Origin of the sequence: Acidovorax sp. Leaf191, from assembly GCF_001424425.1 — a bacterium.
Lineage (GTDB): Bacteria > Pseudomonadota > Gammaproteobacteria > Burkholderiales > Burkholderiaceae_C > Acidovorax.
Genome location: NZ_LMPT01000019.1, coordinates 676,421 through 700,603, shown reverse-complemented (window position 1 = coordinate 700,603; position 24,183 = coordinate 676,421). Strand labels below are relative to the sequence as shown.

General features: G+C 66.0%; 25 protein-coding genes. 9 read left to right on the top strand and 16 right to left on the bottom strand.

Annotated features, from left to right (window positions below; genetic code table 11):
• Positions 1-106: 106 nt before the first annotated feature.
• The gene (locus tag ASG27_RS26845; RefSeq protein ID WP_156370810.1) at positions 107-580 is read left to right on the top strand and encodes a hypothetical protein; all 474 of its coding nucleotides are present in this window, start codon (positions 107-109) and stop codon (positions 578-580) included.
• A 190-nt stretch (positions 581-770) separates the two neighbouring features.
• On the opposite strand, the gene ASG27_RS26840 is transcribed toward ASG27_RS26845, so the two are convergent.
• The 7 genes from ASG27_RS26840 to ASG27_RS17185 all read right to left on the bottom strand — a co-directional run bounded on the left by ASG27_RS26840 (position 771) and on the right by ASG27_RS17185 (position 6,382).
• Positions 771-1,910 carry a hypothetical protein gene (locus tag ASG27_RS26840; RefSeq protein WP_156370808.1) on the bottom strand — a complete coding sequence of 380 codons (1,140 nt, stop codon included), beginning with the start codon at positions 1,908-1,910 and terminating at the stop codon, positions 771-773.
• Between the two features lie 583 nt (positions 1,911-2,493).
• The gene (locus ASG27_RS26025) at positions 2,494-2,874 is read right to left on the bottom strand and encodes a DUF2750 domain-containing protein (RefSeq protein WP_082486025.1); all 381 of its coding nucleotides are present in this window, start codon (positions 2,872-2,874) and stop codon (positions 2,494-2,496) included.
• Positions 2,875-2,901: 27 nt separating this feature from the next.
• Complete coding sequence (locus tag ASG27_RS17205) at positions 2,902-3,369, bottom strand: hypothetical protein (RefSeq protein WP_156371530.1); 468 nt, start codon at positions 3,367-3,369, stop codon at positions 2,902-2,904.
• Positions 3,370-3,412: 43 nt separating this feature from the next.
• Positions 3,413-3,742 carry a hypothetical protein gene (locus ASG27_RS17200; RefSeq protein WP_442854095.1) on the bottom strand — a complete coding sequence of 110 codons (330 nt, stop codon included), beginning with the start codon at positions 3,740-3,742 and terminating at the stop codon, positions 3,413-3,415.
• 73 nt (positions 3,743-3,815) lie between these two features.
• A complete protein-coding gene (locus ASG27_RS17195) occupies positions 3,816-4,013 on the bottom strand; it encodes a hypothetical protein (protein WP_056418867.1) in 198 nt (65 codons plus the stop codon).
• Between the two features lie 19 nt (positions 4,014-4,032).
• Positions 4,033-4,416, bottom strand: coding sequence for a hypothetical protein (locus ASG27_RS17190; RefSeq protein ID WP_056418865.1), 384 nt, complete (start codon positions 4,414-4,416; stop codon positions 4,033-4,035).
• Positions 4,417-4,546: 130 nt separating this feature from the next.
• Complete coding sequence (locus tag ASG27_RS17185; protein WP_056418862.1) at positions 4,547-6,382, bottom strand: glutamine--tRNA ligase/YqeY domain fusion protein; 1,836 nt, start codon at positions 6,380-6,382, stop codon at positions 4,547-4,549.
• A gap of 174 nt (positions 6,383-6,556) precedes the next feature.
• On the opposite strand from ASG27_RS17185, the gene ASG27_RS17180 reads away from it, so the two are divergent.
• The 6 genes from ASG27_RS17180 (at position 6,557) to ASG27_RS17155 (ending at position 10,952) form a co-directional block, all read left to right on the top strand.
• Positions 6,557-6,898, top strand: coding sequence for a hypothetical protein (locus ASG27_RS17180; RefSeq protein ID WP_056418859.1), 342 nt, complete (start codon positions 6,557-6,559; stop codon positions 6,896-6,898).
• A 189-nt stretch (positions 6,899-7,087) separates the two neighbouring features.
• Positions 7,088-7,582, top strand: coding sequence for a type II 3-dehydroquinate dehydratase (gene aroQ / locus ASG27_RS17175; protein ID WP_056418856.1), 495 nt, complete (start codon positions 7,088-7,090; stop codon positions 7,580-7,582).
• Positions 7,583-7,631: 49 nt separating this feature from the next.
• Complete coding sequence (arfB, locus tag ASG27_RS17170) at positions 7,632-8,054, top strand: alternative ribosome rescue aminoacyl-tRNA hydrolase ArfB (RefSeq protein ID WP_056418854.1); 423 nt, start codon at positions 7,632-7,634, stop codon at positions 8,052-8,054.
• 196 nt (positions 8,055-8,250) lie between these two features.
• Positions 8,251-9,069 (top strand): DODA-type extradiol aromatic ring-opening family dioxygenase, encoded by an 819-nt coding sequence (locus ASG27_RS17165; RefSeq protein ID WP_156370806.1) that lies wholly within the window; start codon positions 8,251-8,253, stop codon positions 9,067-9,069.
• A gap of 57 nt (positions 9,070-9,126) precedes the next feature.
• Entirely contained in the window at positions 9,127-9,798 is a 672-nt protein-coding gene (locus ASG27_RS17160) for an alpha/beta hydrolase (protein WP_056418847.1), read from the top strand.
• A 251-nt stretch (positions 9,799-10,049) separates the two neighbouring features.
• Positions 10,050-10,952, top strand: coding sequence for a DUF3014 domain-containing protein (locus ASG27_RS17155; RefSeq protein WP_056418845.1), 903 nt, complete (start codon positions 10,050-10,052; stop codon positions 10,950-10,952).
• 75 nt (positions 10,953-11,027) lie between these two features.
• On the opposite strand, the gene ASG27_RS17150 is transcribed toward ASG27_RS17155, so the two are convergent.
• On the bottom strand, positions 11,028-12,296 hold the full coding sequence (locus ASG27_RS17150) for an MFS transporter (RefSeq protein ID WP_156370804.1): 1,269 nt from the start codon (positions 12,294-12,296) through the stop codon (positions 11,028-11,030).
• Between the two features lie 75 nt (positions 12,297-12,371).
• Here ASG27_RS17150 and ASG27_RS17145 point away from each other — a divergent pair, with 75 nt between their 5' ends.
• The gene (locus ASG27_RS17145) at positions 12,372-13,385 is read left to right on the top strand and encodes an AraC family transcriptional regulator (protein ID WP_056418842.1); all 1,014 of its coding nucleotides are present in this window, start codon (positions 12,372-12,374) and stop codon (positions 13,383-13,385) included.
• Positions 13,386-13,431: 46 nt separating this feature from the next.
• Here the strand turns inward: ASG27_RS17145 and ASG27_RS17140 are convergent, their stop codons facing one another.
• Positions 13,432-13,899, bottom strand: a complete 468-nt coding sequence (locus ASG27_RS17140) for an Lrp/AsnC family transcriptional regulator (RefSeq protein WP_056418840.1) — start codon at positions 13,897-13,899, stop codon at positions 13,432-13,434.
• Between the two features lie 102 nt (positions 13,900-14,001).
• Here ASG27_RS17140 and mdeB point away from each other — a divergent pair, with 102 nt between their 5' ends.
• Complete coding sequence (mdeB, locus tag ASG27_RS17135; RefSeq protein ID WP_056418837.1) at positions 14,002-16,674, top strand: alpha-ketoglutarate dehydrogenase; 2,673 nt, start codon at positions 14,002-14,004, stop codon at positions 16,672-16,674.
• A gap of 1,044 nt (positions 16,675-17,718) precedes the next feature.
• Here the strand turns inward: mdeB and ASG27_RS17130 are convergent.
• The 7 genes from ASG27_RS17130 to ASG27_RS17100 all read right to left on the bottom strand — a co-directional run bounded on the left by ASG27_RS17130 (position 17,719) and on the right by ASG27_RS17100 (position 24,160).
• Positions 17,719-18,891, bottom strand: a complete 1,173-nt coding sequence (locus tag ASG27_RS17130) for a DSD1 family PLP-dependent enzyme (protein WP_056418833.1) — start codon at positions 18,889-18,891, stop codon at positions 17,719-17,721.
• A gap of 28 nt (positions 18,892-18,919) precedes the next feature.
• Positions 18,920-19,903 (bottom strand): threo-3-hydroxy-L-aspartate ammonia-lyase, encoded by a 984-nt coding sequence (locus ASG27_RS17125; RefSeq protein WP_056418830.1) that lies wholly within the window; start codon positions 19,901-19,903, stop codon positions 18,920-18,922.
• 80 nt (positions 19,904-19,983) lie between these two features.
• Positions 19,984-20,982: an ornithine cyclodeaminase family protein gene (locus ASG27_RS17120; RefSeq protein WP_056418829.1), complete on the bottom strand. Its 999-nt coding sequence runs from the start codon at positions 20,980-20,982 to the stop codon at positions 19,984-19,986.
• 9 nt (positions 20,983-20,991) lie between these two features.
• Entirely contained in the window at positions 20,992-21,699 is a 708-nt protein-coding gene (locus ASG27_RS17115; protein ID WP_235504068.1) for a helix-turn-helix transcriptional regulator, read from the bottom strand.
• 191 nt (positions 21,700-21,890) lie between these two features.
• Positions 21,891-22,721 (bottom strand): zinc-dependent peptidase, encoded by an 831-nt coding sequence (locus tag ASG27_RS17110; RefSeq protein ID WP_056418823.1) that lies wholly within the window; start codon positions 22,719-22,721, stop codon positions 21,891-21,893.
• Positions 22,722-22,770: 49 nt separating this feature from the next.
• Positions 22,771-23,583 (bottom strand): UDP-2,3-diacylglucosamine diphosphatase, encoded by an 813-nt coding sequence (locus tag ASG27_RS17105; RefSeq protein ID WP_082486023.1) that lies wholly within the window; start codon positions 23,581-23,583, stop codon positions 22,771-22,773.
• Positions 23,584-23,653: 70 nt separating this feature from the next.
• Positions 23,654-24,160: a peptidylprolyl isomerase gene (locus ASG27_RS17100; protein ID WP_056418821.1), complete on the bottom strand. Its 507-nt coding sequence runs from the start codon at positions 24,158-24,160 to the stop codon at positions 23,654-23,656.
• Between the last annotated feature and the right edge of the window lie 23 nt (positions 24,161-24,183).

The window sequence follows — 24,183 nt, the reverse complement described above, 5'->3', positions numbered from 1 at the left end:
ACCAGCTCTGCTGGCAGAGAGGACAGGTCGCCGATACCCGGTCCCAGAGCTCTTGTGGTGCAGAATTCGGCCAGAAGCGGTCGGTCACATTTCACAGAATCACAAGATGAAAAGAAATGCACTCTGGGAGAAATTCTTTGGTGGCGCAGATTGCGTCAAAAACTACCATCTCCACAGTTACGAGTACCTAGACGACTTGGGATTCATGCCGTCGGCGGCGGCGATTTTCGAGGGATGGTCAGAAGGATCGGCAGTCATTGCCCAGGTCGGCAAAAGGTTCGTCGAGCTCGGCTGCGAGCCCGATACCCCATTTGAAGAAGGTATGCAGATGATATGGCTGCCGCCTTTTGTTGGTGCAGCAGAGGAGAACAACTACGGTTGTTATGTCCTGCACTACAAACAACTGGAAGATGGCATCTCGTGGCTTGCTTCTCCATTTCAGCTCCCATTCGTTCGCCTCTACGCACCTGACGGGTGGAGGAGTGACAAGCCGAGCTCCCGTAACCGTTTGGACGAACGCATTAAGCGAGAAGGATTGCCGCCGTACTGGCCTGGCGAGTTAGGTCACTTTGGCCGTTGAACCAGAAGGGCTCGCCGCCATTTTTTCGCTCTATCACGACGGACTGCAATGGGCCCTGAGCCGTCGTCGGAGTAGCACCAGATCAGTCATTCCCTGTGTGCCCAGATGACAAGCTAGGAGCGATGTAACCGATACTGTCTATGCGTCGGATGACATGTCTAGATGGGCATCATCGGATGCGTCGAAAAAGCTATTGACGCCAATAGCGATTCACATAGTCTCCGAGCTTTTCGATGTCCAATGAGATACCCGTCTGCTCGAAAGCTACGCAGCTATCGAAGTTGAGAATCACTTGACCTCGTTCTTTCCTATGAGGCTTCAGAACTACAGCCTCTTCTTCAAGTAATGCACTCATTGGCATGTACTTCTCAACCATGCCGACCAATTTTTTAGTCTCGGTTGGAGTGCGCAGAGCCACGTCTGCATGCTCAAGTACCAGCCTCACTTCTGGCGGTGCATCCGGAACGCGAGACTGAAGGTATGTCGTGTTAAATACCAATTCAATTGAATCTCCGTCGGAAGTCGGCCGAACCTCTGTCAGCCAGCAACGGGTTAGTAAATTGAAGGGTACTAGCCGGTTTCTTTCCCACGCCAACTTATCTGCCACGTCAGCATTCTTCTGTTGAGCCGATCGAACAGCGTGAGCATCGACTTTCGACTTTTTATCTTTCTCAGGGAACCATATCTCAGGTGTATCTTGTATTAGTGGCCAAAGCGCCTCCGGGTCTATTCCGATCTCAGGTAGATAGACCGAAACAATGCATTCTGAATTGACCGAAGAGTCCTCGGAAATGAGTTCGGGTCTTAGTTGAAGAATGATTTTCAGCCGATCTGGTATCGGAGAACTTGCAAGTAGATGAGCCCAGCTTGCCCCGTTTGAATAGTCGAGAAAGACATGAGGCCAACCAGGCCACTTGTGATCTGACAGTGAAGTCCCATAGAACGCACACAGATGAAGTCTTGCCGACGAAAAATCGCAGTTGCGCAAATTTCCTGGGCTAGGTCCGATTATCCCCACCCGAAATTTCGGTCCAAAGTCGAAGCCCACGTAGTGACCGTGGAACCTGCATCCGTCCAATTTGGGCCTATCCATGTATCGGTTGGAAACGCGTTTAGGAAGATGGAAGTCGCAGTTCAGGCAGGTTGCATCGAAGTTAAAGTCCGTCTTTGCTACCCGCTTCATTCTGAACTCACAGTTTGTGAAAGTGACCCCTCCGACAATTGTGTCGCTCACGTCTGTAGCGCCCAGCATTAATATCCTTCCATCGAAGGTTCCACCGCGAATCTCGTAGCCGTGGTCGCTTGGCGCAAAGTGAATTCGTTTGCTCATTTTTTGCACAGTGTGATTGTTTCGGCTAACAAGGGTGGCCGATTTGGCTGATGACAGTTCCGTTTGGCATCCTAATTCCTCCGATGGGGATCGATGTCCGGTTTCGGGCTTGCAGCCGAGCATGTTCCGAATTTCCGCTCTTGGCCGACTGGAGCCTACGGCTCACCATCTCCATCATCGCTTTCGTCGTATTGCGGATTCTCACCTCGCTCCCAAGAACCACCGACCTGAGTTCTCCATGCACTCCAGCCAGCCGGGAGGTCCGCAATTTGACTTAGCGTTTGGTCTTTCTCATATACGCAACCCAGACAGACGATGACGCAATCCTCTGGTTGCTCAGTCGTCGCATCCAGAAACTGCCAATCACCTTCCCAGTCATGGGAGACCTGTAGAACGGGAAACCGACCATGCACAACCTTCGCTGTACAAAAAGCGGTCGTTTCGATGGGCACAGCGAACGGCCAAGATGGGAACGAATGCACGTGTGTGGACATGAGGGCTTTAGCAATTTACAGGGCGAAAAGAACGTCCAGTGACGGCCTGGGGCATGCGCTCCCGTGTCGGCTGTTGGCCGAATGTAGCCCTATGCCGCAGGGGCTTTGCGCTCAGGCGCTTCAATGAGTGCTTGCACGTTGCGCTTCAACTCTTCTGGTTCCATATCGAAGCCCGTCGCTCGCGGACCACTCCAGTTCACCCCAACAAGTAGTCCGTCTTGCGTTAGATCTGGCACCCATGTTTCACAGAAACTGTCCCAGGTAATGGCAACCGGCGAGAAAGCTGCGTACGCAGGAACTTCGGCAACAACCTTTGCAGCCCGCGATTGAGATGACCAGAAGGGCTGAGCACGACGCCCCTCCGCTGTCATTGGGGCTGGATACCCAACATCGTCCTCTACTGTCCATAGCGTCTTTGCGATGGCAACTTCACGGTAAAAGGCCCAGGCTTGCGGTGCGGATTGAGTCATAGATTGAAAGTCTGCAATTGGCCGAAGTCAGTCGTTGGCCGATTCAACGAAGTACCGACAGTAGAACGTCCCGGCGTCCTCCCAATCATCCTCGAAGGCGTCAAGGTACTTGCCGTAGTCCGCTATGGCCGGCCAGTCATTCTGAGCGATTGCCAAGCGGGACTGCTGCTCGAAGAAGGACCGCAACTCCGGCCACCGTAGCGCGTGCATGCAGACCTGTACGAACTCTCTCGGCGCGTAGGCCCGCATCGTTTTGAATTCACGCTCGAAGTCTTCGCGCATGGCTGGAAAACTACCAATCAGTACAATCGCTTTCGCAGCGAAAGGAAGGACTTCGGGCGCGTCGAAAACCACGCTGAGCCTGTGTTCGGCTCGCTTCGCAAGGTCAACGAGTTGGTCAGATGGTCTCAAAAAAGCCTCTTTTGGGTGGGACGCACTAATGTCCGGTTCTTGCCGTTTGCGGCCAATGATTGAGCGCCTGCTGCGGGCGTTCATGGCGCTGGACTGACCGGTCATCATCACCGGAATGCGCAGCTGCTTAAAGAGTGTTGCCTGAGGCGCCCAGCAACCGGGAGCTCACCTCGACCGCATCGGGCGTGGCGAACTGCATGTTGTGCCGATCGGTCAACGGGCCGTGGCCAGGCTCCATGCCCCCGGCAGCGCCGTAGCCCATCGCTTTGAACTTCCAGACACCACCGACCTTTTTGAGTGAGCCGACATGTGCGCCATCGGCGGTGTGGACCGCCACCACTGCTTCGCTGACGGGCAGCAACTGCAAGGGGCCTGCCACCGGTCCGGGAGGCACGTGGGCGAAGGTGGGGTTGGCGGTAGGAGGTTGGGTTGCAGGCATGGCGATGTTGGTGTCCACCGTGGCCTTTACGCTGTCGAGGCGGCTTGGGGCTGATGGCGTTTGGGATTTCACGGCCAATAGGCAGCCTCGATCAATGGGCGGGCGCCGAGCGCAGGGCTTCTTGCTCTTGCGCCTGTTTCGCGGCTTGTGCCACGCGAACAAATTGCGAGCATTGCTCCACCCATTGCAGCCGTTGCAAGACGCTCAATTGTCCAAAAGCGCGCAACCGTTCGTCGCTCACGTAGTAGCGGCGTTCATCGCGCAGGGCGTTGCGTTCGGTGGGGGTCATGGTTGGATGGGTGGTCCGACTACTTTGGCATCAGGCGTTGCAGATGTGCAATGTCGGCCAAATCAATGGGGCGACCCGCACTTTGCTTGAGAGCGATGAGGTCGTCAACATGGGCCAGCGCCACAGGGACGCCTGGGACGTCGAGGTGCATGGCGCGTTCGCACATGCCTCGCGGGTCAACGGGAGGAAAGAGCAGTACATCCAGTGTGACCCCTGAAAGCTCATCGGTGCGAAGGGCGAAGGATTGCAGATTGCGCTGCGCGTGCCAGTCCTTGAGGGGGTCGATCTGTGCCAACGTGTGGAGCGGGACTGGAAGAACGGGCCGTAGCTTCAATTCAAGCGCAGCGTTGATCAGATGCTGCATGTTGTCGGGCGACACCACAACGCAGACATCGATGTCCATGGTGTTGCGCTCGACCCATGCAGTGCTACAGCCAGCCCGCCAATCAGTACATATTCAACCCCGTGACGGTGCAATGCGGCAAAGAGGTCGAGGTAGAACATGGCGTTGACTGGCGGTGCTGCGCCGGGACTTACTTGCCCCAGCCATCCTTCAACCCCACCGCCAGGTTGAACACCGGCTTGCCCGGCCGGTGGTCCAGCCGGTCCGCCACAAAGTACCCGTGCCGCTCGAACTGGAACTTGTCGTCCGGCTGGGCCTTGGCCAGCGACGGCTCCACGATGGCCGTTGCCACCTTCAGGCTGTTCGGGTTCAGGCTTTCGATGAAGTCCTTGCCGCCCGCATCGGGCTGGGCTTCCAGGAACAGGCGGTCGTACATGCGCACCTCGGCCTTCACGCCGTCTGCCACGCCCACCCAGGTGATGGCGGCCTTGACCTTCACGCTGTCGGCGCCGGGGGTGCCGCTCTTGGTGTCGGGCACCATGGTGGCCAGCACTTCGGTGATGGTGCCGTCGGCGTCTTTGTGGCAGCCGGTGCATTCGATGACGTAGCCGCCCTTCAGGCGCACCTTGTTGCCCGGGAACAAGCGCTTGTAGCCCTTCGGGGGCACTTCCTCAAAATCTTCGCGTTCGATCCAGACTTCCTTGCCGATGGTGAAGTGGCGCTCGGGGCTTTCCACGCCTTCGGGGGGGTGGGGCAGTGATGGCAGGGTGCAGGGCTCCAGGTGGCCCGCGCCCATGACCTCGTCCCAGTTGGTCAGCACCAGCTTGACGGGGTTGAGCACGGCCATGCCGCGGAAGGCCTTGAGCTCCAGGTCTTCGCGCAGGCAGCCTTCCAGGGTGCTGTAGTCGATCCAGCTGTCGCTCTTGGTCACACCAATGCGCTCGGCAAACACCTGCAGCGATTCGGGCGTGTAGCCGCGGCGGCGCAGGCCGACGATGGTGGGCATGCGGGGGTCGTCCCAGCCGCTGACCTTGTGGTCGTACACCAGCTGGGCGAGCTTGCGTTTGCTGGTGATGACGTAGGTGAGGTTCAGGCGGGCGAATTCGTACTGGCGGGGGGGTGGGTTGCTCAGCAGGCCGCCTTCCGTCAGGCGCTCCAGCAGCCAGTCGTAGAAGGGGCGCTGGTCTTCAAACTCCAGCGTGCACAGGCTGTGGGTGATCTGCTCGAGCGCGTCTTCGATGGGGTGCGCATACGTGTACATCGGGTAGATGCACCAGGTGTCGCCCGTGTTGTGGTGCGTGGCGCGGCGGATGCGGTAGATGGCCGGGTCGCGCATGTTGATGTTGGGGCTGGCCATGTCGATCTTGGCGCGCAGCACCATGGAGCCGTCTTCGTGCAGGCCGGCCTTCATCTCGCGGAACTTGGCCAGGTTTTCGGCCGGGGTGCGGCTGCGGAAGGGGCTGTTCACGCCTGGCTTGCCGAAGTCGCCGCGGTTGATACGCATCTGCTCCACGGTTTGCTCGTCCACATAGGCGTGGCCGGCTTCGATCAGGTATTCGGCCGCGCGGTACATGAAGTCGAAGTAGTCGCTGGCCTGGTAGGGCGGGGCGCTGGGGTGGCCGTTCCAGTCGAAACCGAGCCACTTCACCGCGTCGATGATGCTGTCGACGTATTCGGTGTCTTCTTTTTCGGGGTTGGTGTCGTCAAAGCGCAGGTGGCACACGCCGCCGTAGTCGCGGGCCAGGCCGAAGTTGATGCAGATGCTCTTGGCGTGGCCGATGTGCAGGTAGCCGTTGGGCTCGGGCGGGAAGCGGGTGCGGATCTTGGCCGGGTCGGGCTGGCCCGCCGCGTGGTGGGCGGCGTCGCCCGGGGTGCCTCCCCAGCGGCGGGCGGCGTAGGTGCCTTTTTCCAGGTCGCTTTCAATGATCTGGCGCAGGAAGTTGCTGGGCTTGACGGCTTCCGGGGCTGTCGCGGTGGCGGCAGCCGGTGTGTTGGCGGCTGGATTGACGGGGTTTTGGGTGCTCATCGGGCCATTTTAGGGCCCGGTTTCGTGATGGTTTACGCATGGAAACGGGCGAATGTACTTCCGGACACAACGTAAAGACAAATTTATGCCATCCTTTTGCCTACTTGGTGCGTTATGTACCGGTGAGGCGAGTCCATTTGGCTGGCTACCCTCATTCCAACAGGAGATATCCGTATGACTCAATCCCGTTCTATCTATGCCTTGGCAGCTTCCGCAGGCGTAGCGCTGGCATTGCTGGGTGGCGCGGGCGCCGCCCAGGCCCGCGACGTCAACTGGTCGGTGGGCATTGGCGTGCCGGGTGTGGTGGTGGGGGCCAGCAATGGCTACTACGCACCAGCCCCGGTGTATGTGGCCCCGCCCCCACCGGTGTACTACGCGCCCCCACGGCCTGTGTATTACGCGCCCCCTCCAGCGTACTACGCCCCTCCACCCGCCGTGGTGTACTACGGTGACCGTGGCTACCGAGGCCACCGCCACCATCACCACGACCGTGGCTACGGCCGCTGGGACCGCTGATCGGCCCCGCCCCGGCAGCCGGTCCTGACCGGCACGGCTGCCGTACTTTGTAACCAAAACCTCTTGGGCGCCAGTCGCTCACAGGCAGCGTCTTTGCACAGGCTGCCTTTTACAGCGGCCTTCGGGCCGCTTTTTCTTTGGGGGCGCGCAGGTGGCGGCGCAGCATAATTTGGCACCTTTGCCCGCTGCATGGCGGGTGCAACCCCTCGGAGTGCATGCCCTGTGAAAACCGTTTTTGTCCTCAATGGCCCCAATCTGAACCTGCTGGGCACGCGTGAACCTGCCGTGTACGGCGCACACACCCTGGCCGATGTCGAAAAACTGTGCGCCGACGCCTGCGCGCGCCATGGTTTTGCGCTGCGGTTTCACCAAAGCAACCACGAGGGTGCGCTGATCGACTGGATCCATGAAGCGGGCCGCCTGCATGCGGCGGGTGAGCTGGCCGGCGTGGTGATCAATGCCGGGGCCTACACCCACACCAGCGTGGCGCTGCACGATGCCACCAAGGGCACGGGCATCACGCTGATCGAGCTGCACATCAGCAATGTGCACGCCCGCGAATCCTTCCGGCACCATTCGTACATGGCCGCGGCCGCCAAGGCCGTGATGTGCGGGTTTGGCGTGCTGGGCTATGGCCTGGCCATCGACGGGCTGGCGCAGCTGCAGCCCCAGGCGGCCGCCTGAGCGCAGTGGTACCCCCGGGCACACTTTCGCACGGCAAGCGGGCACTCGCATGACCACCGCACCGACCCCGCCACTGGAAGTGCCCGAAGACGAGGTGGAGATCACCGCCATGCGGGCGCAGGGCGCGGGTGGGCAGAACGTCAACAAGGTATCGAGCGCGGTGCACCTGCGCTTCGACGTGGCGGCGTCGTCATTGCCCGACGGGGTCAAGGAGCGCCTATTGGCACTGCGCGACAGCCGCATCACGCAGGACGGCGTGGTGGTGATCAAGGCGCAGCAGTACCGCAGCCAGGACCAGAACCGGACGGACGCGCTGCAGCGCCTGAACGCGCTGGTCAACACGGTCGCCGTGCCGCCCCGCGTGCGGCGTGCCACGCGGCCGACCTATGGCTCGCAGCAGCGGCGGCTGGCGGGCAAGAGCCAGCGCAGCGAAACCAAGGCGCTGCGCGGCCGGGTGAAGGATGGGTCCTGAGGGGCTGTTGACGGACCCCGGACAGGTGGACGTTGTTGGGTGGCGATGTTTTGTTGCCCGGCGCATTGGCAGTTTTTACCGGCTCATTAGCACCACCCGTGGAACGATCTGTCTGATGCACAGGGCTTGGTATCGCGGGCTGTCGGTCCTACATTCAATGCATCCCCCCCACGCAATGAATCCAAAGGACATCGCCATGTCTGCCAACGCCCCTGCTTCCCCTGTTGTTCCTGCACTGTTCGTCTCGCACGGCGCGCCGCTGTTTGCGCTGGACGCCGGCACCACCGGCCCCGCGCTCACGCAGTGGGGTGACAGCCTGAAGGCACAGTACCCGGGGCTGCGCGGCGTGGTCATCATGTCGCCCCACTGGATGGCACGCTCGCCGCAGGTCATGACCGGCCCGCAGCCGGAGACCTGGCACGACTTTGGCGGGTTTCCGCCCGCGCTGTACCAGCTGCAATACCCGGCCCCGGGCTCGCCCGCGCTGGCGCAGGAGGTGCTGGGCTTGCTGCAAGCCGCCGGCGTGGCGGCGCAGGGCGACGCGGCCCGCCCGTTCGACCATGGTGCCTGGGTGCCGCTGATGCATCTGTTCCCGCAGGCCGATGTGCCGGTGGTGCAGGTGGCCCTGCCCGTGGGCGCTGGGCCGGCCGAGGTGTACGCGCTGGGCGCGGCACTGCGCAGCCTGCGCGACCAGAACGTGCTGGTCATCGGCTCGGGCAGCATGACGCACAACCTGGCCGAGTTCTTTGGCGGCGAGCGCGAGCCCGCGCCCTACGTGCTGGAGTTCAGCCGCTGGATCGAAGCGGCCCTGGCGCGGGGCGACATGAAGGCACTGCTCAACTACCGCAGCGAGGCCCCGCATGCGCGCCGTGCACACCCGACCGAGGACCATTTCCTGCCCATCTTCTTTGCGCTGGGCGCAGCGGGCGACGATCTGCAGGCCCACTACCTGAGCCGCGAGGTGATGTACAGCATGCTGTCGATGGATGCGTTTGCCTTGCAGCCCGTGCATTGACGCAGCCCTTTCGTCCATCCACCCATTCATCTTCCAAATCGGCCCTGCCGCTCATCCATGCTTGATCTACCGCTCACCTTTTTGCAGCGCCCGGCCGCTGCCACCACGCCCCGGCCCTGGCTGCTGGTGCTCATGCACGGCGTGGGCAGCAACGAGCAGGACCTGTTCGGCCTGGCGCCGCACATTCCCGAGCGTTTTCATGTGCTGAGCCTGCGGGCACCGTTTCGCATGGGGCCGGGCTCGCACGCGTGGTTCGACTTTTCCATCGAGCCCAACGGCGAGCGCACCATCAACGAGGCGCAAGAAGCGCAAAGCCGCGCGCTGGTGGTCCAGGCCATCGCGTTCGCCGCAGAGCAACTGGGCATTCCGCCAGAGCGCGTCGTGGTGGGCGGCTTCAGCCAGGGCGGCATCATGGCGCTGTCGCTGCTGCTGACCCAGCCCGCGCTGATGCAGGCGGCCATGGTGTGGCACGGCCGCCTGCTGGCGCAGGTGCTGCCCCTGGCCGCGCCGCCCGATGCGCTGCGGGGCAAGCAGCTGTGGCTGAGCCACGGCACGCACGACAACGTGATCCCCCTGGCCCACGCACAGGCCATCGCGCAGCACATGGGCCCGCTGCCCGTGGCGGTCACGTACCGGGAGTTTCCAGGCGCGCACGAGATCCGCCCGGCGGAGCTGTCCGCCACCGTGACCTGGCTGGACTCGCTGGCCGGCCCGCCGGCGGCTTTCTGACCCGGCGGGCGGGGGGATAGGCCAGCACACCCACATCCTCCTGCGCACCGCAGGGCTGCCCGTGCCGTGCCGATCGCGCAGCGGTGGCGTGGCGAGGTCTGGGAAGGCACCGGCATCGCCCAGCGGGTACATGGCGTTACGCACCGGGCGCAGGCGCGGTTTCCAATGGGCATTGCACCCCGCACGGGAACGCATGGCGGCCCACGCCGTCGTACCCAGGGCGTGCCCCATGCACCGCCACAGGAGACCCGATGCCCGATCACGACACCGCCGAGTTTCGCCCCGCACCCGAGGGTGCATCGCCCCTGCCCAAAGTCGCCCTCGCAGCCCTGGGCTGCGCGGCCATCGCGGGCGCTGCGTGGTGGTTCTGGCTGCGCCCCGCGGAGCCTCAGCCCGCGCCACCACCGCCGCCTGTGGCCAGCGCGCCCGCAGCCCCTGCGGCTGCACCCCCCATGCCCGAAGCCTCGGGCCCGCAGAACCTGGTCGATGGCCTCGCGCCCGCCGACACCGCTTTGCCGCCCCTGGCGGAATCGGACACCCGTGTGACGGCCTTGCTCGGCGAACTGCTGGGCCGCGACAAGGTGGCCAGGTTTCTGTGGACCGAAGGCTTTGTGCGCTGCGTGGTCGCCACGGTGGACAACCTGGGCCGCGCCCAGGCGCCATCGCGCATGTGGCCGGTGCAGCCCACGCCCGAGCGCTTCACGGTGGAGGGCGCCGAGGGCGCGCAGACCATCGCCCCCGCCAACGCAGCGCGCTACAGCGCGGTGCTGGCCTTTGCCGAGGCCGTGCCGCTAGACGCCGCGGTGGCGTTGTATGCACGGCTGTACCCGCTGTTCCAGCAGGCGTATGAAGAAGTGGGCTATCCCCGGCGCTACTTCAACGACCGCCTGGTGGCCGTGCTGGACCACCTGCTGCTCGCGCCCGAGCCCAAGGAGCCGCTGCGCGTGAAGCTGCTGCCGGTGAACACCGACGTGCCCGACCTGCGGCCCTGGGTGCGCTACGAGTTTGCCGACCCGGCGCTGCAGGCCCTGTCGAGCGGCCAGAAGATCCTGGTGCGCATGGGGCCCGCCAACGCGGCGCGGGCCAAGGCGCTGATCCGCGAAGTGCGCCAGCGCGTCGCCACGGGCGCGGTGGCCCGGAAGCCCGTGCCGTAGTCCCGCGCTGCGTGGGGCCGTGGCGGCAGGCTGTGCGGTGGGGATGGGCTTGGGGGCTCCAACCCCTGCGGCGGGTCAGGCCTGCGCCGGCCGTGGGCCGTGGCGCAGGGTCAGCAAGGTGCCCAGCGTCAGCGCTGCCAGGGCAAACGCCGGCCCGCCCAGTGCGCCCACGTGGTCCACCATCAGCCCGCCAAAGATGGCGCCGCTGGCAATCGCGATCTGAAACGCCGCCACCAGCAGCCCGCCCGCGCCCTCCGCCTGGTCGGGCGCGGCCCGCACGATCCAGGTCTGAAAGCCCACCGGAAACGCGCCGAACGCAAACCCCCACAGCGTGACCGCCACCGCCGTGATGGCCGCCGACTGCCCAGCCACCAGCAGCACGGCGGCCAGCACGGCAATGACGGCACCACCGGCCACGATGGCCTGGCGCTCGCTGCGCCCCGCGATCCATCCCCCCACGAAGTTGCCGAAGAAGCCGCCTACGCCGTAGCCCAGCAGCACGGCCGTGATGGTGGCCACCGACAGGTGCGTGACCTGCTCCATCAGCGGGCGAATGTAGGTAAAGCCTGCGAAGTGGCCTGAGATGACGAGCAGCACCGCCAGCAGCGCCACGCGCACCGGCGGGCGGCGCAGCAGCTCGCCCAGCACCTTGAGGTTGGGGTTGTCGCGCGGGGGCAGGGCGGGCAGGGCCACCAGCTGCACCGCCAGCGTGACGAGGCTGATGCCGCCCGCCGCGATGAAGGCGCTGCGCCAGCCCCACAGGTCGCCCATCCACGCGCCGATGGGCGCCGCGCACACGGTGGCCACCGACACCCCGGTGAGGATGAGCGACATGGCCCGCGCAAACAGCGAGGCCGGCACCAGCCGCATGGCCAGCGCCGCCGACATGGACCAGAAGCCGCCCAGCGCCACGCCCAGCAGTACCCGCGCCACCAGCAGCGTGGCCAGGCTCCCGGCCAGGGCGGACATCACGTTGGACAGCACCAGCAGCAGCGTGAAGGCGATCATCACCAGCCGCCGGTCGATGCGGCGCGTGAGCAGCGGCAGCGACGGCGCAGCCACGGCGGCCACCAGCGCGGTGACGGTGACCGCCTGGCCCGCGGCCCCATCGCTCACGCGCAGGTCGCTGGCCATGGCGGTCAGCAGGCTGGCGGGCAAGAATTCGGCCGTGACCAGGCCGAACACGCCCAGCGCCATGGACGCCACGGCCGCCCAGCGGGCCTCGGCGGGCTCGGGGGTGGCGTGCGGGACGGGTTCGAACGCCGATGCAGATACGGAATCGGCATCGGCCACGGCGCCCACGGGCGCATCCAGGCAGGTGGAGCAGGAAGAAGAGGAGGACACGGGCAAAGCCTTGGGTTGGAACGGACGTCCATGCTAGGGATAAGATGTCGGCGTTTCCATGCCGTAAAAGCCGAAATGCTTGACTTTTCATCCAGACCGTTTGACCAAGTGCCGCAGCCGCCGTGGGTGGAGCCGCCGGACCTGCTGACCCAGATCCTGCTCGGCCTGCGCCTGGACGGCGTGGAGTATGGCCGCTGCGTGCTGCACCCGCCCTGGGCCATCGCTTTTCCGGCGCAGCGCTCGGCGCGGTTTCACTTCGTTGGCCACGGCGGCGCCTGGCTGCGCACGCCGGGCACCGAATGGCAGCGCCTGACCATGGGCGATGCGGTGCTGCTGCCGCACGGCACATTTCATGTGCTGGCCAGCTCGCCCGATGTGCCGCCGGTGGACATCGACTCGCTGGCGCGCAAGGCCGTGTCTGAAAACATCTACCTGGTGGACGGCCGCGATGCGGGCCGCGCACCCCGGGGGGCCCCGGTCGCGCCGCCCCCGCCGCTGGCGCCCGACGTGCTGTTCAGCGGCGCGCTGCGCTTCAACCTCGACCCGCTGCACCCGCTGATGGCCATGATGCCCGCGGTGATGATGGCCGGCGACCTGGCCCGGCGCGACACCACGGTGCCCGTGCTGCTCGACGCCATGGAGCGCGAGGTGGCGCAGGACCGCATGGGCGCCTGCGCCATCCTGGCGCGCCTGGCCGACGCGCTGGCGGCCAGCATCATCCGCGCCTGGGTGGAATGCAGCTGCAACAGCCCCACGGGCTGGATCGCCGCCGTGCGCTGCCCGCGCATCGGCAAGGTGATCGCGGCCATCCACGCCGAGCCCGAGCGCGACTGGAACGTGCCGCTGCTGGCCGACCTGATGGGTGCCTCGCGCTCGAGCTTTTCGGAATCGTTCACGCGGACCATGGGGGAGAGCCCGGCGCGCTACGTGGCCAAGGTGAAGATGTCGCAGGCGCGCCGCTGGATCGCACGCGACGGCATGCGCGTGGCCGTGGCGGCCCATCGGCTGGGCTACGAGTCCGAAGCCTCCTTCAGCCGCGCATACAAAAGGATCATCGGCCAGCCCCCCAGCACGGCGCGTGCGGAGTGATGGACGATGGACGATGGAGGAAGGGCAGGGCGCTGGAGCCCGAACGCTATGTCCGGGGCAGCGGCAGCGCCGTCTTGTAGCGCACCTGCTTGAGCGCAAAGCTCGACCGGATCTTTTCCACACCGGGCATCGGGGCGAGCTGCTCCACGATGAACCGCTCCAGCGCCGAAATGTCGGCCACGGCGACGCGGATCAGGTAGTCGCTGTCGCCGCTCATCAGGTAGCACTCCATCACCTCGTCGTGCTCCGCGATGCGGCGCTCGAAGTCGGCCAGCGCCTCCTTGCTCTGCGCCTTGAGGCTGATGCTGATGAATACGTTGAGCCCTAGCCCCAGCGCCGCCGCGTTGGCCAGCGCCACATAGCGGCTGATGACGCCTGCGGCCTCCAGCGCCTTCACCCGTGCAAGGCACGGCGAGGGCGACAGGTGCACACGCCGCGCCAGCTCCACGTTGGACAGGGAGCCATCGGCCTGCAGCTCGGCCAGAATGCGCAGGTCCAGGGTATCGAGTTTCATATGCTGCAGTTTATTGTTTTTGCGGCATAAGCTGCTGGTATTGCGCTGCATCGGCTGCAAAACGGCAACTCATTCGGGGTGGGCATGGCTACAGTGCTCTGCATGAACGCGCTCACACCCCACAACCTGCTGCTGGCGCCCGGCGCCGTCCCCGACATCGATCCTGAGGAAACCGCCGAGTGGCGCGACGCCTTCCTGGCCCTGGTGGCCACCGAAGGCCCGGAGCGCGCGCGCCACATCCTGCAAGAGCTGGTGCGGCTGGCGCGCACGCAGCGCATCGGCTGGCAGCCGGACCTGAACACGCCATATGTGAACACCGTGGCCGCGCAGGACCAGCCCGCCTTCCCCGGTGACCTGGCTGTTGAAGAGCGCGTGGCCTCCATCGTGCGCTGGAACGCGCTGGCCATGGTGGTGCGCGCCAACCAGGCGTATGGCGAACTGGGTGGCCACATCGCCAGCTACGCCAGCGCGGCCGACCTGTTCGAGAGCGGCTTCAACCACTTCTTCTGCGCCCGCGAAGGCGTGGGCGAGGGGCAGCACCGGGGCGACCTGGTGTTCTTCCAGCCGCACAGCGCGCCGGGCGTGTATGCGCGGGCGTTCCTCGAAGGCCGCCTGTCCGAGCAGGACCTGATGCACTACCGCCAGGAGCTCACCGCGCCGGGCGCGGGTGCGCAGGGCCTGTCGAGCTACCCGCACCCCTGGCTGATGCCGGACTTCTGGCAGTTTCCCACCGGGTCGATGGGCATCGGCCCCATCAGCAGCATTTACCACGCGCGCTTCATGCGCTACCTCACGCACCGCAACCTGCTCGACTGCAGCCAGCGCAAGGTCTGGGGCGTGTTCGGCGACGGCGAGATGGACGAGCCCGAGAGCATGAGCGCGCTGACCCTGGCCGCGCGCGAGGGCCTCGACAATCTGGTCTGGGTGGTCAACTGCAACCTGCAGCGCCTGGACGGCCCGGTGCGCGGCAACGGCCGCATCATCGACGAGCTGGAGCGGCTGTTCGCCGGCGCGGGCTGGAACGTGGTCAAGCTGGTCTGGGGCAGCGACTGGGACGGCCTGTTCGCCCGCGACCTGACCGGTGCGCTGGTGCGCACGCTTGAAGGCACGGTGGACGGCCAGATGCAGACCTTTGCCGCCAAGGACGGGCGCTTCAACCGCGACAACTTCTTCGGCCAGAACCCCGAGCTCGCGGCCCTGGCCCAGGGCATGACGGACGAGCAGATCGACCGCTTGAAGCGCGGCGGGCACGACCTGGTGAAGATCCACGCCGCGTATGCCGCGGCCGCGCGCCACCAAGGCCAGCCCACCGTGATCCTGGCGCACACCAAGAAGGGCTACGGCATGGGCACGGCCGGCCAGGGCAAGATGACCACGCACAGCCAGAAGAAGCTCGACGAGACCGACCTCATCGAGTTCCGCAACCGCTTCAACCTGCCGCTCACCGACGAGCAGGCCACCAGCCTCGCGTTCTTCAAGCCCGCGGAAGACAGCCCCGAGATGCGCTACCTGCGCACCCACCGCCAGAACCTTGGCGGCTACCTGCCGCGCCGCGAGACGGCCTGCGAGGCGCTGCCCGTGCCGGCCATCGAGGGCTATGCACAGTTCGCGCTGCAGGCCGATGGCAAGGAAATGAGCACCACCATGGCCTTCGTGCGCATGCTGGGCAGCTTGCTCAAGGACGCCACGCTGGGCCCGCGCATCGTGCCCATCGTGGCCGACGAGGCGCGCACCTTCGGCATGGCCAATTTGTTCAAGCAGGTCGGCATCTACAGCAGCGTGGGCCAGCGCTACGCGCCCGAGGACATCGGCTCGGTGCTGAGCTACCGCGAGGCGCTGGACGGCCAGATCCTGGAAGAGGGCATCAGCGAGGCCGGCGCCATCGCCAGCTGGACGGCCGCGGCCACCAGCTACAGCGTGCACGGCCTGGCGATGCTGCCGTTCTACATCTACTACTCGATGTTCGGCTTCCAGCGCGTGGGCGACGCCATCTGGGCCGCCGCCGACCAGCGTGCGCGCGGCTTTTTGCTGGGCGCCACGTCGGGCCGCACCACGCTGGGCGGCGAGGGCCTGCAGCACCAGGACGGCAGCAGCCACCTGGTGGCGGCCACCATCCCCAACTGCAAGGCCTACGACCCGGCCTACGCGGGCGAGATGGCCGTCATCATCGACGCCGGCATGCGCGAGATGGTGACCGAGCAGCGCGACGTTTTTTACTACGTGACGCTGATGAACGAGAACTACGCGCAGCCGGACCTGCCCGCTGGTGCGGCAGAGGGTGTGCTGCGTGGTTGCTATGTTTTTGGGAGCTATCCGCGCTTGCTGGACGAGCGACAGGGGGCTTTTTCACCTCAAACCGTGACCCTGCTGGGCTCGGGCGCGATCCTCACCGAGGTAGTCAAGGCGGCAGAGTTGCTGGCTGCCGAGGGCGTGGAGGTGACGGTGATCAGCGTGACCAGCTGGAGCGAATTGGCACGCGACGGCGTGGCGTGCGAGCAGCGTGCCATCGCGGGAGAAGATGAGCCGGGGACCCCCTGGCTTGCAGCGCAACTGGCCGCCACGAGCGGACCGGTGATCGCTGCGACCGACTATGTGCGTGCCGTGCCCGAGACGGTGCGCGCCTTCGTGCCGCAGGGGCGCAAGTACCTGACGTTGGGGACGGATGGGTTCGGGCGCAGCGATACGCGGGCGGCGTTGCGTGCGTTCTTTGGGGTGGATGCGGAGGCGGTGGTGCGGGCTGCGAAGTTTGCGATGGGGGCTGCAGCGAACCGGTGACGGGTCGGGTGCTGTCTGCGTTGCCGATTGGGCGAGGTTTCTTGCTTTCCGATCAGCTGCATCACCTGCGTTTGCAGGGGCTGTGCTTGGGCTGAGGGCGGAGGCCGGGGTGTGCGCCCGGCGGCGCACCTTCTTTCTTTTGCGTCGCCAAAAGAAAGAAGGCAAAGAAAAGGCGACCCCCAGTCTGCGTCCCCCATCGCCCGATGGGCGATGGGGGCAACCTGCGATGCTCGGGCCGGGGGTGGCGTCGCAGAACTCGCTGCGCGGGGCCTGTGGCCCCGCTCCGCTCAAACATCTGCGACGAGCTAGATCACGAAGCGTGTGTGTCCTGCGGCACACACGCCCACCCCCGGCCCTGCGCTTCTCGGCGCAGCCAGCAGGGGGTGAACACCACCCGGCTGCTGCCTGGGCAGCGGCGCCTGGGGTGGGGGACGCGCTGCGCGCTGCCCACAGGGTGGGTGCGGTCGCACTGCCCGAGCCGATGGGCTGCGAGTTGACCAAGGCTCCATAAATCCATACTTCGTCTGTAGACAACTGCCCGCCGCTTCTCCAGCATTTGTGACACGCCAGATCGCGAAGCGACCGTGCCGCATCGCGCGCTGCCCACAACACTGGCGCGGCCGTCCTGCTCAGGCCGAAGCGCAGCGAGGCAACCCGGGCCGAGCGAAGCAATGGCCCGTGTGGAGCCCGCTCCCCACCCCTGCTGGCTGCGCCGAGAAGCGCAGGGCGTGGGGTGGGTGCGTGTGCCGCAGGACACACGCACTGCGTGATCTGACTCGTCGCAGATGTTTGAGCGTAGTTTGGCCTGCGGCCAAACGCAGCGAGTTCTGCGACGCCACCCTACGACCGAGCATCGCAGGTTGCCCCCTTCGCCCAACGGGCGATGGGGGACGCAGACTGGGGGTCGCCTTCTCTTTGGTGACTTTCTCTTGGCGACGCAAGAGAAAGTTACTGCGCCGCCGGGCGCACACCCCGGCCCCCGCCCCTCGCAAAGGCACACGGCAACCATGCCCACAAACCACAAAGCCACACACCAACCAAAGCTCACCACCCCCCAAACCGCCCCCATTCCCCCACCACCACCCCACCGTCCACCGCCCGATACTCCCCATACTGCGCCCCCGTCGCACACGCATGGTTCGGCAAGATCCGCAACTGCATTCCCACCGGAAACCGCCGCGCAATATCTTCCAGGCCCGGCGCATCAGAACCCCCGACCAGCGACAGAATCCCGTGCTCCTGGTTCGCACCACTCAGCACATACCCGTCCAGCACAGCCCCATCCACATCGCACACCTGCCCATACCCATAGTCGCGCGACTGCTTGTGCGTCCCCCGGTCGCGGCTCATGGCCATCCAGCCGGCATCGACGATGGCCCAACCCTTGTCCACCTGGTGGCCGATCACGGTGGTCAGCACGCTCAGCGCGATGTCGTCGGTGCTGCACACCCCCACGTTGTGCATCACCAGGTCGAAGAACACGTACACGCCCGCACGCACCTCCGTCACGCCCGTGAGGTCGCGGGCCGACAGGGCCGTGGGCGTGGAGCCCACGCTCACCACGGCGCAGGGCAGGCCCGCCGCGCGCAGGCGTTCGGCCGCGTGCACGCAGCCGGCGCGCTCCTGCTCGGCCAGGGCGGTGAGGGCCTCGGGGGTGTTCAGGTCGTAGCTGCCGCCCGCGTGCGTCATGACGCCGGCCAGGCGCATGCCGCCCGTGTGCAGCACCCGGCCCACGTCGATCAGCGCGGCTTCGTCGGGGCGGATGCCCGATCGGTGGCCGTCGGTGTCCACCTCGATCAGCACCTCGAACACCTCGCCGTGCTCACGGCCAAAGTCCACGATGGCCTGGGCTGCGGCGACGTTGTCGGTGACGATCTTCAGGCTGCAGCCTTGGCGGCGCAGCGCCAGCACCTGGGGCAGCTTGTGCGGCACGGTGCCCACGGCGTACAGGATGTCGGTGATGCCGTGGGCAAAGAACTGCGCGGCCTCCTTGAGGGTGGACACCGTGATGCCCTGCGCGCCGGCTGCGATCTGCGCCTGGGTCACGGCCGGGCACTTGGCGGTCTTGGCGTGCGGGCGAAAGCGCACGCCCAGTGCGTTCATGCGCTCCTGCATGCGCGCGATGTTGCGCTGCATGCGTGGCAGCTCGATCAGCGCAGCGGGCGTATCGACCTGGGACAGGGGGATCGCGGGGGAGGTGGTGGGTGCTTCTTGCATGGCAAAGGGTCCTCGTTGTGTGGCTGGCTCAGCCGGCGAGCAGGGCGCAAAAACGTTCCATGTCCACGTTGCCGCCGCTGATCAACACGCCGACCTTCTTGCCCTTCAGTTCTGCACCCCGTGCACGCGCCGCCGCAAAGCCCAGGCAGCCCGTAGGCTCCACCACCAGCTTCATGCGCGTGGCAAAAAAGCGCATGGCGTCCACCAGCTGGGCATCGCTCACGGTGAGGATGTCGTCCACGTCGCGGCGGATGATGGGGAAGGTGATGTTGCCCAGGTGCTGTGTCTGCGCGCCATCGGCAATGGTCTGGGGCGTGTCGATGTGCACGATGGAGCCGCTGCGAAACGACTGCTGCCCGTCGTTGCCCGCCTCGGGCTCCACGCCGTAGAGCTTGCAGTTTGGCGACAGTGCACGGGTGGCCAGGGCCGAGCCCGACAGCAAGCCGCCGCCGCCCAGGCAGACGAAGAAGGCGTCCAGTTCGCCCACCTCTTCGAACAGCTCCTTGGCAGCGGTGCCCTGGCCGGCCAGCACGTCGGCGTGGTCGTACGGCGGGATCATGGTCAGGCCATCGCGCTCGGCCAGGTCGCGGGTGATCTGCTCGCGGTCTTGCGTGTAGCGGTCGTAGAACACCACCTGGGCGCCGTAGCCCTGCGTGGCCGCGACCTTGGCGGCGGGGGCGTCCTGCGGCATGACGATGGTGGCGGGCATGCCCAGCTCGCGCGCGGCCAGGGCGATGCCCTGTGCATGGTTGCCCGACGAGAACGCGATCACCCCGGCCTTGCGCTGCGTGGCGTCGAACTGGGCCAGCGCGTTGTAGGCACCGCGGAACTTGAACGCACCCATGCGCTGCAGGTTCTCGCACTTGAAGAACACCTGGGCACCCATCTCCTCGTCGAGGATGCGCGAGGTGAGCACGGGCGTGCGGTGCGCAACGCCTGCAATGCGGCCAGCGGCAGCCACGACGTCGTCGTAAGTGGGGAGACTGTTTGCAATGGGGGTGGTAGAGGTCATGGCAACGATGGGTGTTGGTGGTTGAAAGCGGGATGGAAGCGGAAATGAAGAGAGGGGAGGGGGCGGGGGGCCGGTACCTGTCACCACGGCCAGGCCATCGCAGTGCCCACGCCCTGCGCCAGGGCGTGCGTGTGCAGCATGCGGGCGACGGTGAGGTCCTGCAGGGCCAGGCCCGTCATGTCGAACACGGTGATGTCCTGCGCGCCGCGCGCCGCCTGCACCTGGTCCGTGATCACATCGCCCAGTTCGGTGCAGGGCAGGCCGGGCGGCGCCCATTGCAGCTCGCCCAATTGGCGGGCTTGCGCGGCGTCGTCCACGAACACGCGGGCGCGCTCCAGCAGGCCTTCGGGCAGCTCGCGCTTGCCCTGGGTGTCGGTGCCCACAGCGTTGATGTGGGTGCCCGGCTGCACGGCCGCTGCGTCGAACAGCGCGCCACCGCCGGGCGTGGCGGTGATCACCACGTCGCTCGTGGCCACGGCGGCATTCGCATCGGTGGCCAGGGCGATGTCGCAGCGGTCGGCCAACGCCGCCTCGAAGCCTTGGTTGCGCTGCCCGCCATGCGCCACATAGCGCACCCGGCGCAGCGCGGGCAGCACCTGCAGCGCATAGCGCAGCTGCACGCGCGCCTGTACGCCGGTGCCGAAGAGGCACAGCTGCTCGCTGTCAGCCCGTGCGAGGTGCTGCAGCCCCAGTGCGCCGGCCGCGCCCGTGCGTTCGGTGGTGATGGCATTGCCGTCCAGCACGCACAGCGGGCGGCCGGTGGCAGGGTCGATCAGCATCACGGTGGCCTGGTGCGGCTCGCCGCCCCGCGCGCGGTTGGCGGGCCAGAAGCCCGCGGCCTTGAAGCCCAGCAGCCCCTGGGCGGGCACATCGCCCGACTTGATGCCGAACACACCGCCCGTGGCCAGCGCCTCGCGCACCACGGGGAACACGCGGCCCGCGCGCTGGCTGTGCAGGGTGAAGGCCTCGCGCACGGCAGTCAGTACATCGTGCGGCTGCAGCAGCGTGTTGACCTGGTGGGTGTCGAGCAGCCGCAGGCCGGCCTGTGCGCGGTCGATGGTGGTGGGGTGGGCGCTCATGCCTTCACCTCACTTGGCCACGTCGCCATACACCGTGGCGCGCGATACGCCCAGGTGCTGCGCCACCACCTCCATGGCGCGGCGCACCTCCAGGCTGCCCGAGTCGCGCAGTTCGCGCAGCAGCGCGCGCCGCTCGCTGGCCTTGAGCGCCCGCGGCGCGGTGGACAGGCGTGCCGCGAACTGGTCGATGCGCAGGCGGATGGCATCGGCGCCCGCAGGGTCGAGCGACTCGGTGAGCCCCGTGTCGCCGTCGATGGCGGTGAACTGCCCCACCACGCTCTGCAGGCTGCGAAACAGCGTGAGGTCCACATTCAGGCACAGCGCGGCGATGTACTCGCCCGATGAATCCTTGATGCCCACCGACGTGCTCTTGGCCTGTCGCCCGTCGGCAAACTGGTTGGCGTAGTTGGCGATCACCTGGGGGTAGTCGGGGTCGGCGATGCGCGCCAGGCCCAGCTCGGTCGTCGGCTCGCCCACGGCCCGGCCCGAGAGGTTGTTGTGGATCGCGAGGATGGATTGCCCCGGGTCCAGCAGGTCGTGCACGACCACCTCGCAAAACGGCGCGAAGGTGGCGGCCAGGCCCTGCGCGACCTGCTCGATCTGCGACAGCAGCACCGTGTGCTCGGCGGTGCGGGGGCGCGCTGGCCGTGCAGTCCGTTGACGGGGTGTTGGTGGCGTGGAAGGCGTCGAGGCTGTGGAGGACGTTGGGCGGGTCATGTCGACAATTTATCCAAAAATGGACAAATTGTCAAAATCTGGAATCCAGGCCCTATCGCGAAGGCGAGTCATCGGGTCTCTGTGCGCAGGAATGAGGACATTGCCGACGACAGAGCTCCGTCGTATCCACCGCAATGCAACGCTGCGCAGGTCAACGTGCAAAGCGGCACGCCGCTGCGGCACAGCGCGTGTCAGTCCGTGTGGACGGGGCGCTGAAAGAACGCGTCCAGCACCGGCATCAGCGACGGAAACTCTTGCGCAAAGCGGGGCCGGTTGACGAAGTACGCCTCGCACGCCACAGCAAAGAATTCGGAGGGCGAGGTCGCGCCGTACGCATCCAGCCAGGGCCGCTCGGCGCCGAACCGTTCGGACATGATCACGCGCTCGCGGAACTGCTCGTACGCCGGCTCCCAGGCGGACCACCAGGCCTCGTAGGCGGCGCGGCCGGTGCGCGTGCCCATGAAGCCGGATGGCAATGGCGGGCAGCCATTGGGCTCGCCGCTGCGCATGTCGAGCTTGTGCACGAACTCGTGCACCACCACGTTGTGCCCGCGCTCGGTGTTCTCGGCCGCGTTGGCGACGTGTTGCCAACTGAGCATGATGGGGCCGCGGTCCATCGCCTCGCCCAGCAGCACCTGCGCCTGTTCGTGCACCACGCCGGCTTCATCCACGACCTGGCGGCGCGCCACGGCCTCGCCCGGGTGCAGCACGATGGTCACGAAATCGTCGTACCACTTGAGGGCCTTGGCCGGGTCGCCCCAGTGCAGCAGCGGCAGGCAGGCCTGGGCGGCGATGTCGATGGCCATGGCGTCGGTGACCTCGAGGTCGTGGGCGCCGTGGAACCGCTTCTCGTGCAGGAACAGGGCGCTCAGCGCCCGCAGCTTGGACTGGTCGTGCAGTGACAGCGCAGACAGGAAGGGATAACGCTGCAGCGTCTGCAACCACAGTGCGGCCGAGATGTCGGGCACGGGGGCGACGGTGGCGCGCACGTGGCGCCAGAGCCGGTTGAGGATGGGGGGCATGGTGTCAGGGCATGCCGACAAAGGCAGGCCCCGGAAGTCAATACACAGCCTACCTGGGGTCGAGTGCGATGCGTTCCAAGCCCTGGGCCGACAAACGCAGTGTTTCCAGCCGGGGGGGCAATGCGGCCGCATCCCAGTCGCTGAGTACCACGCGAGCGAGCCCGGGTGCGAGGGTGTGCTCTGCGGGGCGGTGCGTATGCCCATGCACCATCGTGCTGGCCCCGGCGGCCTGCAGCCAGCCGATGGCGGCAGGGCCGTCCACGTCGGCGTAGGTGACGCCGGACTGCTTCTTGGCTTCGCTCTCCTGGCGGATGCCGCGGGCCTGGGTGCGGCGCGTGGCCAGGGGCTGGGCGAGGAAGGCGTCCTGCCAGGCGCTGCTGCGCGCCTGGATGCGAAAGCGCTGGTAGTCCACATCGTCCAGGCACAGCAGGTCGCCGTGGCTGAGCACGATGCGCTGGTGGCCGAACACGAGGACCGTGGGGTCTGCGAGGCCGGTCATGCCGGTGCGCTGCAGGAATGCGGGTCCCGTCAGGAAGTCGCGGTTGCCGTGCATGAAGTACAGCGGCCTGCGCTGCGATGCTGCGCCAAGGGCGGCGCAGCCCCGGGCCTCGAAGCTGCCGGGCTCGTCGATGGCGTCGTCGCCCACCCACACCTCGAACAGGTCACCCAGGATGAACAGCGCGTCGGCCTCTGTGGTGCGCAGGTAGTGCTCGAACGCCGCCACGGTGGCGGGTTCGCTGGCCTGCAAATGCAGGTCCGAAATGAATTCGACCGTGCGCCAGTGCGAGGGAGCGATGAGCTCCTCGAACCGGGGCACGGTCGTGGTCACAAAAATGCTGGGGCTAGTGCTTGTGTCGGTCATCCCCTGCGCTGCGTGATGTACGCGGGCCCCGCAACCGGGGCCGCCGCAGCGCTCAAGGGGAATGTCGTGCTCAGAGCGCGACGGCCTTTTCGATGATCACGTCTTCCTTCGGCACGTCGTCGTGGAAGCCCTTGCGGCCCGTCTTCACGGCCTTGATCTTGTCGACCACGTCGGCGCCGCCGACCACCTTGCCGAACACGGCATAGCCCCAGCCCTGGGCCGACGGTGCGGTGTGGTTCAGGAAGCCGTTGTCCGCCACGTTGATGAAGAACTGGGCGGTGGCCGAGTGCGGGTCGCTGGTGCGGGCCATGGCCACGGTGTAGTTGGCGTTCTTCAGGCCGTTGTTGGCTTCGTTCTCGATGGGCGCGTCGGTGCCCTTCTGGGTCATGCCAGGTTCAAAGCCGCCGCCTTGCACCATGAAGCCGGGGATCACGCGGTGAAACACGGTGTTGTTGTAGTGGCCCTTGTTCACGTACGACAGGAAGTTGGCCACCGACTTGGGGGCCTTGGCTTCGTCGAGTTCGAGGGTGATGACGCCGTAGCCGGCAATGTGCAGTTCGACTTGGGGGTTGCTCATGGCAAGGTTCTTTCGATCAATGA